Below are 15,111 nucleotides of genomic sequence, written 5' to 3' on the forward strand. Positions count from 1 at the left end.
GCCTCCACTCCAGCCAGCATCTTGAATCACAAAACAGATAAATCTGGAATCCCCTTTGATTCCGTCAAAGGGGGAACCGCTCTAGGGTCCCCGCGACGTCGCTTCGCTCCTGCTCCGCCCTAGGATGACGAAGGTACAGTGGTATAAGGCCAATCGCGGTCGTTGGAGATTGGCTGGAAACCTCCCCTCGCATCGTCATCCTAGGGCGGAGCGAACGCGAAGCGGAGCGCAGACCCTAGGATCCATGCCGTTACCATGGCTGTGGAGCGCAGCGACCCAAAAGGCCCTCATGTGATTTGACGCTGCAGCGCGCTGACCTACCCTCTAATGCCGGAACCGAGGAGACGAGCGATGCTGTCACCTTTCAACCGGAGCGACACGCTGGCGGCGGCGGTGATCCTTGCCGCCACAACAGCAGCCTATGCCCATCATGGCTGGTCGTGGACGCAGGACGGGTTCTTCGAACTCAAGGGCAGGATCACGGCCATCTATATCGGCAATCCGCACGCCACGCTGGTGTCGACGCCGACGGAGAGGTGTGGCGGGTGGAGATGGCGCCGCCGTCTCGCACGATCGCTGCCGGCTTCACGGAAGGTGTTGCCAAGGTCGGCGACGAGGTGACCGCGATCGGCCACCGCTCGCGCGACGAGAGCGAAAAGCGCATGAAGGCAGTCCGCATCATCGTCGGCGGCAAGTCCTATGACGTCTATCCCGACCGCGTGCCGCCGGTCTGAATGGACGGTTTTTTTGCTGGCATCGAGCAACTCGCGCTTGTCCGGGGACTGAAGGCCTCCTTCGTCGCCTACCCCCTCGTCAACGCGCTGCACATCATGTCGATCGGCGCGCTGCTGACCAGCGTCTGGCTGATGGACCTCAGGATCCTGGGCGCCTTCCGCTCGCTGCCGCAGGCGGCGTTCGTGGCGTTGCTGCGCGGCACGGCGTTGAGCGCGTTCGCCGGGGCGCTTGTCACCGGGGCGCTGCTGTTTTCGGTGAGGGCGAGGGAGTATGCGGCGATGCCGATCTTCCTCGCCAAGATGACACTGATACTTCTCGCCGGCACCAATTTCCTCGTCTTCATGCGCCGCGCAAAAGGCGGTGACGAGCCGGCCGGTGGCACCGTCACCATGCTGGCGGTGCTCTCGCTGGTTTTGTGGACGTCGGTGTTGTTCGCCGGACGGTTTATTGGGTTTCTCGGATGAGGCGAGTGTCGGCAATGGTGTTCGCAAGGTGCGGGATGGTGCGCGGCGATATCGAAACGCAGACCGAGGCATCGCTGAAGGCGCTGAAATATTGCCGGAAACGGCGGGCACCTCGCTGGAGAACGTGGTGACGGTGCGCATCTACGCCGTCAATTCCGACTTCTATAACGCCATCAACCGGATTTATGCCAAGTATTTCAACGTGAAACCGCTGGCGCACAGCTTCGTGCCGGTGGCGTCATGGCCGATAGAATTGGATATCGAGACCGAGTGGGTGGCGGTGGCGTAAGGGCCTGATAACTGTGATTTGCTGGCCGTGAAAGTCCTTGTTCAGCGGCAAGGGGCATGCGTCGGCCGCTGGCGGATCGACCACGATTCCGCTATAGAGGCGGAAGGTCATGACGCAGGTTACTGATAAATGATCTGGGGCTGGCTGTTAGCGCAGCGTCGACCCCGACGATTCTTGGTTCCCCGACCAGGATTCGGACCTGGATTGCCTCACCTGTAAGAGCGGGCGTCCTTCCATTAGACGACCGGGGAAAGAGTAAAGAGCCTATTTCGGGGCCGTTCGCCTTCACCTTCGCGGGGATCGAGGCGGCGGCCCCTGTTTCATCCTTGCCCCGGCAGCGTCGGCTACCGTGCCGGGGCTCTGACTGTTGTCATCGTCATCCCTCGATTCGATAGCTCATCCTACCGACGCCACTCCATACGTCAATAAAATTGTTCGATACAGCCGTAAAATTATACGGGCATCCTGTTGACGGAAATCGAGGCAGATGTCATATTTGCGACGGACAAGAAGGAGGTCTGACTATGGCCGACACTCAACCGAATGACGACAGGCCGAAGAAGGACCGGAGCCCATCGTTCCCGTTCATTTCGCTTCCTGAGGCGGTCAAGCGTCTGCAGGCATTCGAACAGACCTTCGGTCGTCACGCAGCCCCGGGTGTCAAAGTCGGCCTAGCTTGGGGCATGAAGGACAGGAGCAGCCAAGCGTACCAGATTCTGGCAGCTCTGAAGGCGTTCGGCCTCGTGCGCTACGAAGGCAGTGGCAAAGACCTGAAGGCGACGCTCACGGATGACGCTCGAATCTATCTTCGAGCTAACATGGAAATGACGAAAAAGGAGCTTTTAAAGCAGCTTGCTCTAAAGCCGGCACAGCTTCAGAAATTTTGGGGAATTTGGGGAGCAGACCGCCCGCCAGACCCGGTTTGCCTTGATCAACTGATCCTTCAGCACGCCTTTACTGACAACGCCGCCCACACCTTTCTCAAGGTGTACGATGACACTGTTGCCTATGCAGGACTCTCAAATGCCTATGCAGGACTCTCAAATTCTGATACGGTAATAGGGGACGACGTAGAGGACGCCGAACCACCCCTAGAATTCAAGGTTGGAGATCTGGTCAACTGGGATTCTGGTGGGCAGGTACAGTGGAAAGCACCTCGGCGGATCGTCTCGATTGACGAGAAAGATGGCCTGTTCTTCTACAAGGTCGATGGCCTTGGCGAACTTGCGGGCCAGATCGGATGGATTCCGGTGGAACAAGCTATTCAGCGTCAAGCAGCCGCCCCTGCAGGAAGCAATCAATTTACTCCGCCGCCGGCCGATCCCAAAAAGGATGACGTAGTCATACAGGGAACGCGTAAGGCCGTTTTTCCGGTCACTGGCGGCGATGTCACGATGATTTTCCCGGAAGGTCTTTCGAAGGATGGCTTAGAGGAACTCGGCCAATACCTCGATATCTTCCTTAAGAAGGAAAAGAAGACGGTCGGTTCCTAACTAGGGCAATCGCCGTAAATTGGGACAGCCTATCCGATGGTGAATCAGTAAGTTGGGGCAGTTCTCGTCCGACCTGCTTGCATAGGTGCGAGCCTTCCGCTCCGAGAGAAGCGTTGGCAGGATTCCAGCGCCGGCGGGACAGCGCCCCCCTCTGGCCTGCCGGCCATCTCCCCCACAAGGAGGGAGATTGGCTAATCGCCTACGCAAAATACTCCTGCAGCGGCCGCACTTCCAAACTCCCCGCCCGTAGCGCCGCAATAGCCTCCGCCACCGCAGCCGCACCCGACAGCGTGGTGTAATACGGCACCTTTTGCATCAGCGTCGCCCTGCGCAGCGATTTTGAGTCCGACACCGCCTTCTGGCCGTCCGTTGTGTTGAAGACGATCTGCACCTGGCGGTTGCGGATGGCGTCTTCGATGTGCGGGCGGCCTTCCAGCACCTTGTTTATCTTCTCCGCCGCGACGCCGTTTTCGGCGAGGAAGCGGGCGGTGCCTGAAGTGGCGAGCACCTTGAAACCCTGGCCGGCGAGGCGCTTGACCGCCGGGAGGATGCCTTTCTTGTCTTCGTCGCGCACCGAGACGAACAGGGTGCCGGAGCGCGGCAGGTCGACGCCGGCGCCTAGCTGGCTCTTGGCAAAGGCCAGCGCGAAGTCGCGGTCGAGGCCCATCACCTCGCCGGTCGAGCGCATTTCCGGGCCGAGCAAGATGTCGACGCCGGGGAAGCGGGCGAAGGGGAACACCGCTTCCTTGACCGCGATGTGACCGGGGTTGCGCGGGTCGGGCATGGCGCCGTAATGGGCGAAGGCGTCTTCCAGGCTTTCGCCGGCCATGATGCGCGCAGCGATCTTGGCGATCGGCCGGCCGATGGTCTTGGCGACGAAGGGCACGGTGCGCGACGCGCGCGGGTTGACCTCCAGCACATAGACCGTGCCGTCCTTGATAGCATATTGCACGTTCATCAGGCCGCCGACATTGAGCGCGCGGGCAAGGGCCGCCGTCTGCCGCTCGAGCTCGTCGACAAGCTCCGAGGGCAGCGAGTGCACCGGCAGCGAGCAGGCCGAGTCGCCCGAATGGATGCCGGCCTCCTCGATGTGTTCCAAGATGCCGGAGACGTAGGTCGACCTGCCGTCGCAGAGGCAATCCACATCGACCTCGATGGCGCCGGAGAGATAGGTGTCGAACAGCAGCGGGTTCTTGCCGAGCAGCGTGTTGATTTGACCGGTCTTGTCGTTGGGATATTTCTGCTTGATGTCCTCCGGTACCAGGCCGGGCACGGTGTCGAGCAGGTAGGATTGCAGCATGCTCTCGTCGTGGATGATCTGCATGGCGCGGCCGCCGAGCACATAGGACGGGCGCACGACCAGCGGGAAGCCGAGCTCGCCGGCGACGAGGCGGGCCTGCTCGACCGAATAGGCGATGCCGTTCTTCGGCTGGCTGAGGCCGAGCTTGTGCAAAAGCTTCTGGAAGCGGTCGCGGTCCTCGGCCAGATCGATCATGTCGGGCGAGGTGCCGAGGATCGGGATGCCGGCCTTCTCCAGCGCGTCGGCCAGCTTCAGCGGCGTCTGGCCGCCGAACTGTACGATGACGCCGACCAGCTCGCCCGAGGCCTGTTCGGCGCGCAGGATCTCCAAGACATCCTCCGGCGTCAGCGGCTCGAAATAGAGCCGGTCGGAGGTGTCGTAGTCGGTCGAGACGGTCTCGGGGTTGCAGTTGACCATGATCGCCTCGAAGCCGGCGTCGCGCAGCGCAAAGGCGGCGTGGCAGCAGCAATAGTCGAACTCGATGCCCTGGCCGATGCGGTTGGGGCCGCCGCCGAGGATGACGACCTTTTTGCGCGACGAGACCTGCGCCTCGTTGGCGAGCGCACCGGCGAACGGCACCTCATAGGTCGAGTACATGTAGGCGGTGGGCGAGGCGAACTCGGCGGCGCACGTGTCGATACGCTTGTAGACGGGATGAACGTCGAGCTTGTCGCGTATCTTCTGGATCTCTTCGACGTCCTTCCTGACCAGCGAGGCGAGGCGCGCGTCGGAAAAACCCATCGCCTTCAGCATGCGCAGATTGGCGGCGTCCTCAGGGATGCCGTGCTCGCGGATGCGATCCTCCATGGCGAGGATGCCGGCGATCTGTTCGAGGAACCACGGGTCGATCTTGCACATGGCGTGCACGTCTTCCAGCGAGGTGCCCATGCGGATCGCCTGCGCCACCATGCGCAGCCGGTCGGGCGTCGGCGTGCCGAGCGCTGCGCGGATGGCATTGCGGTCATCGACATGGCTGGCCGGCGCGCTGCCGTGGCCGATGCCTGGGATCTCGATTTCGTCCAGACCGGTCAGGCCGGTCTCCAGCCCGCGCAAAGCCTTCTGCAGCGACTCCTGGAAGGTGCGGCCGATGGCCATGACCTCGCCGACCGACTTCATCGAAGTGGTCAGCACCGGTTCGGCGCCGGGGAATTTCTCGAAGGCAAAGCGCGGGATTTTGGTCACGACATAGTCGATGCTCGGCTCGAACGAGGCCGGCGTTGCTCCGCCTGTGATGTCGTTCTCCAACTCGTCCAGCGTATAGCCGACGGCGAGTTTGGCAGCGATCTTGGCGATCGGGAAGCCGGTCGCCTTGGAGGCCAGCGCGGAGCTGCGCGAGACGCGCGGGTTCATCTCGATCACCACCAGGCGGCCGTCTGCCGGGTTGACGGCGAACTGCACGTTGGAGCCGCCGGTCTCGACGCCGATCTCGCGCAGCACCGCGATCGAGGCGTTGCGCATCATCTGGTATTCTTTGTCGGTCAGCGTCAGGGCAGGGGCGACGGTGATCGAGTCTCCCGTATGCACGCCCATCGGGTCGATGTTCTCGATCGAGCAGATGATGATGCAGTTGTCGGCCTTGTCGCGGACGACCTCCATCTCGTACTCCTTCCAGCCGAGCACGCTCTCCTCGATCAGCACTTCGGTGGTCGGCGAGGCGTCGAGGCCGGACTGGACGATCTCGTAAAATTCGGCGCGGTTGTAGGCGATGCCGCCGCCGGTGCCGCCCATGGTGAAGGAGGGGCGAATAATTGCCGGCAGGCCGACATGGTCGAGCGCTTGTGCTGCGATCGCCATGCCGTGGCTGATGTAGCGCTGCTTGCGGTCGCCTTCGCCGAGGTTCCAGCGCGTTTCCAGTGCATCGAGCGCGGCGTCGAGATTTTCGGGCTTTTCCGCCTTCAGCGCGGCGCGCTCGGCCTCGTGCGTCTTGCGGTCGGCATTCTTGACGTCGGTGGCGTTGGCCAGCATCGACTTCGGCGTTTCCAGGCCGATCTTGTTCATCGCCTCGCGAAACAGCGCGCGGTCCTCGGCCTTGTCGATGGCCGTGGCGTCGGCGCCGATCATCTCGACTTGATAGCGGTCGAGCACGCCCATGCGGCGCAGCGACAAAGCGGTGTTGAGCGCGGTCTGGCCGCCCATGGTCGGCAGCAGCGCGTCGGGCCGCTCCTTGGCGATGATCTTGGCGACAACTTCCGGCGTGATCGGCTCGATATAGGTGGCGTCGGCCAGCTCCGGATCGGTCATGATGGTGGCCGGATTGGAATTGACCAGGATGACGCGAAAACCCTCTTCCTTGAGCGCCTTGCAGGCCTGGGTGCCGGAATAGTCGAACTCGCAGGCCTGGCCGATGACGATGGGGCCGGCCCCGATGATCAGGATCGACTTGATGTCGGTGCGTCTTGGCATGTCGAGGGTCCGTTCGGCAGGCGGCTTGCACAAAAAGCCGGACGGGATGACCCGGCCGGTTGTGCTCGCGATTCTGGTATCAGGCTAGGAGGGCCTTATAGGGAAGAGTTTTGCCGGATGTAACCCCGAAAATGCGGCTTTGTGCGGGGCTGCCTGAGCAAACAAGCGTCTCGTTCCGTCGCGCCCCCCCTCTGTCCTGCCGGACATCTCCCCCACGCGGGGGGAGATCGGCCTTCACCTTTGATTTCGCCAATCGCTAACCTCGAAAAAGGAGGCGCTGTCAGCGAAACAGCCAATCTCCCCCCTCGTAGGGGAGATGTCCGGCAGGACAGAGGGGGCGCTGTCCCGCCGGCGTCTCGAATCTATCTAGCCTCCCGACGCCAAGGCATCCGTGATCTCGAAACGCTCGGAAGCACCGACACGGATCATGTTCAGGCTGCCCTCGCGGGTGAAGCGGAATTCGCCGGGTCCGTTCGAACCGGCCGGCTTGCCGGCCTTGAAACTGATGATGCGCGTGCCGCCGTCGGGCCAGGTAACGGTCACGTCGGTCTTGTCGCCGGTGCGCACGACATTTGCCTTGCAGTTGGTCATCGGCTGGCCGAGATAGCGCGCGCAAGGGATGGCGTTACCGGCACCGGGGACCGGTGTCCCCGGCGGCTGAAGCCGCGCAACGGTCTGTGCGTCGGGCGGAGGCGCCGCGTTGGCCGCGCCGAAATTCTGCACGGGACCCACTGTTGCGGGCGGCGATCCATCAACCTGTCCAGTCGAGGGGTTTCCACCGGCCAGGGCCAGGCGGTAAGCATCCTCGATCGCCGCCCTGCCGATCGCATCAGCGGAGTTCAGCGTCGTTTCGGGACCGCCGGTTGCGCCCAGGCGCGTTGTCAGATCGGGCAGCGGTTGAGACGCAGGGTTCTCCGTATTGGCCGCTGCCTGCGGTGTCACTTGCCGGGGATTGATGGGGTCGAGATAGCGCGCCGGAGCCCATCCGCTCAGCTTCGGGTCGTCAATGTCTTGGACTTTGCACCACTTGTAGCCGCTGACGTCGCCGCAGCCGAGATTCTTCACGCTCGAACCACTCGGCAGCCGTGCCTCGATCTTGCCCATGGCCGATGCCGTGGCGCGCACGTTGAGGAGGTCATCCGGAGCGAGACCCGTCACAATCGAGATGATGGGCTCCGGCTCCTGGCCGTTGGCCGGCAACTCCGCCAGCATCAGCGGAGCGGCAATCACCGCAAGCAGCGTCGTCGGGAGTGTTACTGTGCGCCTAATCATCTGCCATGGGCGGTAGGTTCAATTGCCGAAGGCGCGGCCAGGCACGAAAGCGCCATTGCACGCCAGCCGGTTTTTATAGGCGACGAGGCGGCGCTGTGTAAGCCCGAAAAGGGGCCGCGTGTTGAATCGCGCCCAAGCCACTTCCGTGAACTAACAGCCGGCAAAATATTGCACATTTCATGTAAATATGCACTCTCTCAAGTAAGGTTGAGGAGGACAATATGGTCGACCTTGAAATATTTGCGCAGGTGGAAAACATAGTTCGCCAGCGTATCAAGAAAACGCGCCCCGAAATTGAGGCTTCACTTGGTCACATTGCCAACGGCAATCCGCTGGCCGCCGAACAGACCCTCTCCAGGCGCCTCGACAGGTTGCAGGTAAAGGCGTCGCTCAGCCGCACCGAAGCGGAGATGATATCGGCAGCGATCGACATGAGGTCTGCCGGGGAAAGAAAGGCCGCCGCCAAACAGCCAGGGCCGGAGGCAATTCTCGGCCCAACGCTCGATTTCATCGGGGTCGCATTTCTGGAGCGTGGGCGCCGTGCGGCCGATGCGGTCGGCCGCGTTGCCTTTTTCAACGGCAATCCACAAGGATCGGGTTTTCTGGTCGGGCCACGGCTGTTCCTCACAAACAACCATGTGATTTCGTCACCGGCGGATTCCCGGCGCTTCCAGGTCCAGTTCGATTATGAGCAGGACGGTGCGAATGCCGTGCGTACGCCGACGACGTTCCTGTTCGATCCTGAATCCTGTTTCGTGACCGATAGCATAGAGGGTCTGGACTATACGCTGATCGGGGTCGGCGAGCGGCGCTCCGGTCCAAAGGAACTGGGGGAGTTCGGTTTTATCTCGCTGTCGGACGCGCGCGACAAGCATATGCTTGGCGAAATCGCCAACATCGTTCAGCATCCCGATGGCCGCTTCAAGGAACTGGTGCTGCGTGAAAACCGGCTGGTGGCCCGCGACGAAACGGTTCAAGTGCTGCACTATGTCGCCGACACCGAACAGGGTTCGTCCGGTTCACCGGTCTTCAACAATGAATGGGAGCCTATTGCCCTGCACCATTGGGCCGGCCCGTTCCACGAGGTGACGGGCATAGGTGGCTATGCGCTTGCGCGCGAGATCAACGAAGGCATACGGATCAGCGCCATCGTTGACGATCTCAGCACTAGAAAGACCAGGCTACCGGGCTCCTCGGCATCGGCGGTTTCGCAAGCACTGGCGATTTGGGCCGGCACGCCGCGCATGATGGACGAGACAGTTCGGCTGAACGCCGACATTCGCGAAGATGTGCCGGACAAGCCGGTGCAGCGGCCGGAACCCGATCGCAATCCGCCGGCGACGAGACACAATGCCGATGGCTCGGTCACCTGGACTTTTCCCGTCGAGATAAATGTCCGGGCGCCGTTGATCGACGGCGACGGAGGCGATGCAAGACGAAACGACGGCAAGAGCCCGGCAAGCGAACCCGCGAAGGTAGCCATCGCCGAGGCAGCGGGTTGGAAAACAGAGGACTTCGACGATCGTGGAGGGTATGAGCCCGGCTTCATACCGGGCTTTGTCCTGCCAATGCCGACGGTTGCCGATTCACCCTTCCGGTTGGCCAAAAACCTTCTTGCCAAACCGGGCGAGGACCCACACGAATTGCGCTACCATCATTTTTCGATCTTGATGAACGCCGATCGCAGGCTTGCCTTCGTCACCGCCTGCAATATCGATGGATCCCGCACCAAGGCGGTCAATCGTGAGGACAAGACGGTCATCGACAAGCCGTCGCTTGTCGAATTGGGGGTGGAGTCGATTTCCGGTTCGGAAGCCAGCGATGCTTTCCGGCCCGATCGCCGTATCGATCTTGGCGAGCAGATGACCCAGGAATTCTATTCGAGCCAGAATGTGCCTGGATTTCCCGTCGCAAAATCCAAGGAACGAATCGCTCGAATGTTCCAGAAGGGCCATATTACGCTTCGCGGCGACCCTGCATGGGGCGTGGATCAGGAGGCGGTCGCGGCAGAACGCGACACGTTCTTTTATACCAATGCTGCGCCGCAAGTCGGCTTCTTCAATCAGGGAAGCTCGCTTAACCATCCCGGCTCCAAGGGGAAGCTGAGATGGCGCGCGGTGGAAACCTATGTGCTGCGCAACGCCTATACGACGCGAGGCCGTGTCACGGTGTTTGCCGGGCCAGTGTTCGGCGAGGACGATCCTCGCTACCGCTTCGACAGCCATGTTCCGCTGAAGTTCTGGAAGATCGCACTGTGGTCCGATCAAGCTGGCCTGCGCGCCATCGCGCTGCTGGCGGATCAAAAGCCGGTTTTGGAAGTAATGCCCGAAGCGTTCGGCGAGCGTGCCGAGGCATTCGATGACCCGCTTGAAATTGCCAGGGTATCGGAGTTTCTTTCGACGGTGGCTGAGATCGAACAGCTGACCGGCCTGAACTTTGGCCAGCAGGTGCGCGACGCCGACATTCGGGCGGGTTCCGAATCCGCCCCAGCACAGACTTTCAACCCAACGCAACTGGCGCCCAAGCCGACACGGCCAAAGGCTTCATCGCCCAAGACTTCGACGCCCAAGACTTCGGCGGCCAGCACCCGACGTCCTGCCAAGCGATCGAAGCGATCCGCGTCGGACAACTGAAGATTGGACCGGCCGCAGCTTCTGCCGCTCGAAGGCGGTCATCCGTTCGGACCGGGTATAACCGCGGTTCAACCCGGCATGAAGCCGGTGCGCAGCGCGTGAGCCCATTCGGGCCGTGCCGCCTGCTCGGCCTGACGCGCCGCCGCCTCGTGGTCATAATCGACGGCGATGGCCTCGAAACGATCAGGGTGCAAGTCGAGGATGCCATAGCGGGCGTGCGGCGAACCTTGCTCGGAGACATGCGCCGGCGGGGTCGAATCGTCATAGGCCGGGCAGCCGATGCTGCCCGGGTTGAAGATGACCGGACCGCCGGGTATGCGGACCAGCTCGCTACGATGGCTGTGGCCGCAAAGCATGATGCGGCAAGCGGGATCGATCGCGCCGAGGCGCCGTTCGATGGCGGCCAGCGGCGCGCGCACCAGCCGGCCGTCGACTATCGCGTCAGTCAGGTATTTTTCGTCGTGGTCGGGCCGGGCGTGGAAGGCGAGTATGCCGGGCGCCACCTCCAGCGTGACGGGCAGCGCGAACAGCGCCTCGCGCTGGGCCTCTGTCAGCCGTTCGTGCGCGTAGCGGTCGGACGGCCACATGGTCTCGTCGCCGGTGTCGCGGGCAACGCGGCGGTCGTGATTGCCGCGTACCGTCGGCAGGTCGAGCGCCTCGAGCCGCTCCATGGTCTCGCGCGGCCAGAGCGGGCCGGAAACGCAATCGCCGAGATTGACGATGAGGTCGGCGCCGCCGCGTCGCCGCAGATCGTCGAGCACGGCTTCGAGCGCCAGGACATTGCCGTGGATGTCGGCGAGGACGGCAATGCGCATGGGGAAGCTCCGTGGCTGAGGCAGCGTTTCCTCGCCTCCGCGAAGCGGGGGAGAGGGGGCCGCGCACCGGCCGGACAGGGGGCTCTGCGCAAACCGGCGCGGCGAGGACAATGCAGCGTGCTTGAACGTTCTGGGTGCGTCAAGGCCCCCTCTCCGTCCCGGCTTCGCCGGGCCACCTCTCCCCCACTCTCGTGGGGGCGAGGAACCCAAGTTCTGGAAGGACGCTTCCCTGTTGGTGCTCAGGCGCGGACTTCGATCTCGTGGCCGCCGACCGCCGGCAACGATGCGTCGTCGCCGGCCGCGGCAATGACGCTGTCGAGCAGGCCCGGGAAGCGGCGGTCGAGATCGTCACGGCGCAGCGTGATCAGCCGGCTGGTGCCAACCGCTTCGGTGCGGGTGACGCCGGCCTCGCGCAGCTTGGCCAAATGGTAGCTCAGATTGGTCTTCGAGCAGAGATCGAGGAACCGGCTGCAATTCAGCGGCACGCCCTCTTTGCTGGCGAGATAGCGCACGATGGCCAACCGCGTCGGGTCGCCGAGCACGGCAAGCACATTCGGCAGGCTGATCTGGTCGGCGGTGGGATGGGGCAAGGTCATGCCCAGGAATTAAGCACATTCGGGGCCGATTTCAACGCATCTCCTCTCGTGGCTGATGGACACATAGTTTCGCCCCGTCGCCCCATCCTGACACCGGGCTGTCAGGATGGTTCGGCTATTTTGCAGCGGCTTTATTGACATCATGCCCTGTTATGTCCAATTGTTCAATAACCTTTGAACTAAGGAAATTGCCATGGATAAGCGCCTCATCTGGCTTGCGCTCGGATCGTTCACGATTTCGACCGAAGGTTTCGTCATCTCCAGCCTTTTGCCCGACATTGCAAAGGATGCCGCCATCTCCGTTCCGCTCGCCGGCACGCTGATCACGGCGTTTGCGCTCGCCTATGCGATCGGCACGCCGATCCTGGCAACGCTGACCGGCGAATGGGATCGTCGCCGCGTCATCCTGTGGACGCTGGTGTTCTTCGTGTTGGGCAACGTCGCCGCGGCGCTGAGCTCCTCCTTCGAATTGCTGTTGATCGCGCGCATCGTCATGGCGCTATCGTCAGGCCTGTTCGCGGCGACCGCGCAGGGAACGGCCGTTGCGCTTGTCGACGATCATCACCGCGCCCGCGCCATTGCCGTGGTCGTCGGCGGCACCACCGTGGCGGTCGCGGTCGGCGCGCCGCTTGGCGCGCTTGTTGCGACGGTTGCCGGCTGGCGCGGCACCTTCTTTGCCATTGCCGGCCTTGGCGCGCTCGCCGGCGCGATCCTGTGGTACCGGCTGCCGCGCGGCATCGTCGGCACCAGGCTTCCGCTCCGGATGCGGCTGGCAGCGGCACTTCGCCCCGGCGTCATGCCTATCCTGGTGACGACCATCCTGGCCCTGATCGGCGCCTTCACCGTCTTTGCCTTTGTCGCGCCGCTCGCCATCGAAGGTGGCGGACTGAACCCGATCGCGCTTCCCGGAATGCTGCTCGCTTTCGGCGTTGGCGCGGTCATCGGCAATATCGGCGGCGGGCAGGCCGCCGATCGTTTCGGCGCGACGCGCACCGTCTGCTGGTCGCTGGCGCTGAGTGCCGCCATGCTGGTCACGTTTTCGCTGATCCCGATGTTCCTGCCGCGCGAGATCGCCGGGCCGGCGCTGATGGCCATGATGGTGCCGTGGGGCATCGTCGGCTGGGCATTCCCGCCGGCGCAGGCCAGCCGCATCATCAAGCTGGCGCCCGATGCCGCCCCCATCGTGCTGTCGCTGAACGCTTCGGCACTCTATCTCGGCGTCGCACTGGGTGCGGTGGTTGGCGCTGCGGTGCTGCGCTATGGCGCACCGGCCGACCTCGGTGTGGTCGCGGCGGCATTCCCGATCATTGGTCTGGGCGTGGTGCTGGCGGGCCATCTGGCGGCGCGACCGGTGGCGATGCCGGCCGAATAAGGCTTGTTAGCAAAGCTTGGCTGCCGGCCGCCGATAATTCAACTCGCGGCCGGCGCTGCGTCGAAATCCAACGCGGCGATTTCGTCCAGCGCCGCTCGCAGGCTTGCCGCCTGCTCTTTCCAAACACCTGTTTGAAGCGCTGCTGAGCGACGCGCCACAGCTTGGTCTTACGCTGTCCGCCACATCGGAATGATCGAGGCGGCCAGCAGCAGGCCAAGCATGATGTTGAGCATGCGCCATTGCCGCTCGGTTCGCAGCAACCGGGCGAGCAGCGTGCCGGCCACGCACCACGCCGCCAGCGATAGGGCCGCGGCAAGACCGAAGACCGTGCCGAGCAGCACGGCGAGCTGCAGCGGCCCGTTGGCGAGCGCGGCAAAGGATGCCGCCGCTCCCAGCCCCATGGCCCAGCCCTTGGGGTTCATCCATTGCAGGCCGGCGCCACCGAAAAAGCTGTTCGGCTTTGCCATAGCCACGTCCAGATTGGGCGGGCCGCTGCGGCCGATCTTGAGGGCAAGCCATACCAGATAGAGGGTGCCGGCTATTTTCATTGCCAGTTGCAGCGAAGGAGCGGCGGCCAGCAGACCAGCGAGCCCAGCAGCACCTGCCGCAGCCACCGTGGCCAGGCCGGCCGCACTCCCGGCCATCAGCGGGATAGAGCGGCGAAAGCCGAACTGCGCCCCGGACGCCGTCGACAAGGTCGTGGCCATTCCTGGGGTTGAGGTTGAGACCAGCGCGAACAGGAGGAGGGGAAGGACGGTTTCAAACATGCGGCTTCCTTTGAAGCCTGCACCGTAGGCTGTTTGGCCCATCAGTAAATGCAATGTTTGCCATGATGTGCATTAGCAAATATAATGACCAGATGCTCCGCAACCTCGATACTGCCCTGGTTCGAACCTTCGTCACCGTTGCCGACAAGGCCAGCATGACGGCGGCGGCCAACGCGCTGCATTTGACGCAAGGTGCCGTCAGCCAGCAGATCAAGCGTCTGGAAGAGGTTCTCGGCTGCAGCCTGTTCGACCGCGATCGGCGCGGATTGCGATTGACCCGCTCCGGCGAGCGATTGTTCGGCAAGGGCAAGCGCCTGCTTTCCCTCAATGACGAGATCCTGGCGGAGATGGCGGGTGATGCGGTTGCCGGTCAGGTGCGGCTTGGCGTGCCCTACGACCTTGTCGGCACCTTGCTTGCGCCGGTGCTCAAGGCCTATGCCGAGGCCTATCCGCAGGTCGAGATCTCGCTTGTTTGCGCCTCGTCGCCGGAGTTGGCTGCGGCCTTGGCGGCGGGCACGATTGAGCTCGCGGTGATCGAGGAGCCGATCGGTCGGTCGCCCGGCGAATGCCTTGTTGTCGACCGGCTGGTCTGGGTCGGCGCCAAAGGCGGTGGCGCCCGCCGCAAGCGACCCTTGCCGGTTTCGATGGTCGCCGAGACCTGCGCGTTCCGCCCGGTGGTGCTGGAGGCGCTTAACGAGCACGGGCTGGAATGGCGCACCGTCTTCGAAAACGGCAGCATCGACGTGACGACGGCGACGGTACGTTCGGACTTGGCCGTCACCACCTGGTTGGCGTCAACCGTGCCTGCCGACCTCGATATTTTGGCCAACGATCCGGAACTGCCGTCGCTGCCGAATTTTTCAATCAATCTGCATTTGCCGAAGCACGGCGTCGCGCCGGCTGCATTGGCATTCGCGGGCCACCTCCGCGATGGGTTGGCACGGCGGCGAGAGGCGGCTTAGAAAACAGCAA

The 15,111-nt window shown here is 63.0% G+C and carries 11 protein-coding genes, 1 tRNA gene and 1 pseudogene; 7 read left to right on the plus strand and 6 right to left on the minus strand.

Annotated features, from left to right (window positions below):
• Positions 1–351: 351 nt before the first annotated feature.
• The 3 genes and pseudogenes from NKH70_RS25710 to NKH70_RS25720 all read left to right on the plus strand — a co-directional run bounded on the left by NKH70_RS25710 (position 352) and on the right by NKH70_RS25720 (position 1,488).
• Positions 352–734: pseudogene (locus tag NKH70_RS25710) on the plus strand (DUF6152 family protein).
• Positions 735–1,199, plus strand: coding sequence for a DUF6644 family protein (locus NKH70_RS25715; protein ID WP_352720900.1), 465 nt, complete (start codon positions 735–737; stop codon positions 1,197–1,199).
• A 91-nt stretch (positions 1,200–1,290) separates the two neighbouring features.
• A complete protein-coding gene (locus NKH70_RS25720; protein ID WP_352855902.1) occupies positions 1,291–1,488 on the plus strand; it encodes a RidA family protein in 198 nt (65 codons plus the stop codon).
• 175 nt (positions 1,489–1,663) lie between these two features.
• Here NKH70_RS25720 and NKH70_RS25725 read toward each other — a convergent pair.
• Positions 1,664–1,739 (minus strand) — tRNA-Lys (locus tag NKH70_RS25725).
• A 273-nt stretch (positions 1,740–2,012) separates the two neighbouring features.
• Here NKH70_RS25725 and NKH70_RS25730 point away from each other — a divergent pair.
• On the plus strand, positions 2,013–2,981 hold the full coding sequence (locus NKH70_RS25730) for a hypothetical protein (protein WP_352720896.1): 969 nt from the start codon (positions 2,013–2,015) through the stop codon (positions 2,979–2,981).
• Positions 2,982–3,180: 199 nt separating this feature from the next.
• Here NKH70_RS25730 and carB read toward each other — a convergent pair whose 3' ends face one another.
• Both carB and NKH70_RS25740 read right to left on the minus strand, forming a co-directional pair.
• Entirely contained in the window at positions 3,181–6,684 is a 3,504-nt protein-coding gene (carB, locus tag NKH70_RS25735; protein WP_352720894.1) for a carbamoyl-phosphate synthase large subunit, read from the minus strand.
• Between the two features lie 366 nt (positions 6,685–7,050).
• The gene (locus NKH70_RS25740) at positions 7,051–7,884 is read right to left on the minus strand and encodes an SH3 domain-containing protein (protein WP_353026385.1); all 834 of its coding nucleotides are present in this window, start codon (positions 7,882–7,884) and stop codon (positions 7,051–7,053) included.
• A gap of 293 nt (positions 7,885–8,177) precedes the next feature.
• On the opposite strand from NKH70_RS25740, the gene NKH70_RS25745 reads away from it, so the two are divergent.
• Positions 8,178–10,589, plus strand: a complete 2,412-nt coding sequence (locus NKH70_RS25745; RefSeq protein ID WP_352720890.1) for a DNA/RNA non-specific endonuclease — start codon at positions 8,178–8,180, stop codon at positions 10,587–10,589.
• Between the two features lie 68 nt (positions 10,590–10,657).
• On the opposite strand, the gene NKH70_RS25750 is transcribed toward NKH70_RS25745, so the two are convergent.
• Together NKH70_RS25750 and NKH70_RS25755 are read right to left on the minus strand one after the other, a co-directional pair.
• On the minus strand, positions 10,658–11,404 hold the full coding sequence (locus tag NKH70_RS25750; protein ID WP_352720888.1) for a metallophosphoesterase family protein: 747 nt from the start codon (positions 11,402–11,404) through the stop codon (positions 10,658–10,660).
• A 239-nt stretch (positions 11,405–11,643) separates the two neighbouring features.
• Positions 11,644–12,000: an ArsR/SmtB family transcription factor gene (locus tag NKH70_RS25755; RefSeq protein ID WP_023719360.1), complete on the minus strand. Its 357-nt coding sequence runs from the start codon at positions 11,998–12,000 to the stop codon at positions 11,644–11,646.
• Between the two features lie 193 nt (positions 12,001–12,193).
• Between NKH70_RS25755 and NKH70_RS25760 the strand changes: the two genes are divergently transcribed.
• The gene (locus NKH70_RS25760) at positions 12,194–13,372 is read left to right on the plus strand and encodes an MFS transporter (protein WP_254820339.1); all 1,179 of its coding nucleotides are present in this window, start codon (positions 12,194–12,196) and stop codon (positions 13,370–13,372) included.
• Positions 13,373–13,539: 167 nt separating this feature from the next.
• Here NKH70_RS25760 and NKH70_RS25765 read toward each other — a convergent pair whose 3' ends face one another.
• On the minus strand, positions 13,540–14,139 hold the full coding sequence (locus tag NKH70_RS25765; protein WP_352720886.1) for a LysE family translocator: 600 nt from the start codon (positions 14,137–14,139) through the stop codon (positions 13,540–13,542).
• Positions 14,140–14,231: 92 nt separating this feature from the next.
• On the opposite strand from NKH70_RS25765, the gene NKH70_RS25770 reads away from it, so the two are divergent.
• Positions 14,232–15,101: a LysR family transcriptional regulator gene (locus tag NKH70_RS25770; RefSeq protein WP_352720884.1), complete on the plus strand. Its 870-nt coding sequence runs from the start codon at positions 14,232–14,234 to the stop codon at positions 15,099–15,101.
• Positions 15,102–15,111: the final 10 nt, after the last annotated feature.

It is taken from the genome of Mesorhizobium sp. M0991 (assembly GCF_040318915.1).
Classification (GTDB): domain Bacteria; phylum Pseudomonadota; class Alphaproteobacteria; order Rhizobiales; family Rhizobiaceae; genus Mesorhizobium.

Coding starts and splice junctions, on each gene's coding strand:
- NKH70_RS25715 (WP_352720900.1), top strand. CDS start 735: ATGGACGGTTTTTTTGCTGGCATCGAGCAACTCGCGCTTGTCCGGGGA.
- NKH70_RS25730 (WP_352720896.1), top strand. CDS start 2,013: ATGGCCGACACTCAACCGAATGACGACAGGCCGAAGAAGGACCGGAGC.
- carB (WP_352720894.1), bottom strand. CDS start 6,684: ATGCCAAGACGCACCGACATCAAGTCGATCCTGATCATCGGGGCCGGC.
- NKH70_RS25745 (WP_352720890.1), top strand. CDS start 8,178: ATGGTCGACCTTGAAATATTTGCGCAGGTGGAAAACATAGTTCGCCAG.
- NKH70_RS25750 (WP_352720888.1), bottom strand. CDS start 11,404: ATGCGCATTGCCGTCCTCGCCGACATCCACGGCAATGTCCTGGCGCTC.
- NKH70_RS25755 (WP_023719360.1), bottom strand. CDS start 12,000: ATGACCTTGCCCCATCCCACCGCCGACCAGATCAGCCTGCCGAATGTG.
- NKH70_RS25760 (WP_254820339.1), top strand. CDS start 12,194: ATGGATAAGCGCCTCATCTGGCTTGCGCTCGGATCGTTCACGATTTCG.
- NKH70_RS25765 (WP_352720886.1), bottom strand. CDS start 14,139: ATGTTTGAAACCGTCCTTCCCCTCCTCCTGTTCGCGCTGGTCTCAACC.
- NKH70_RS25770 (WP_352720884.1), top strand. CDS start 14,232: ATGCTCCGCAACCTCGATACTGCCCTGGTTCGAACCTTCGTCACCGTT.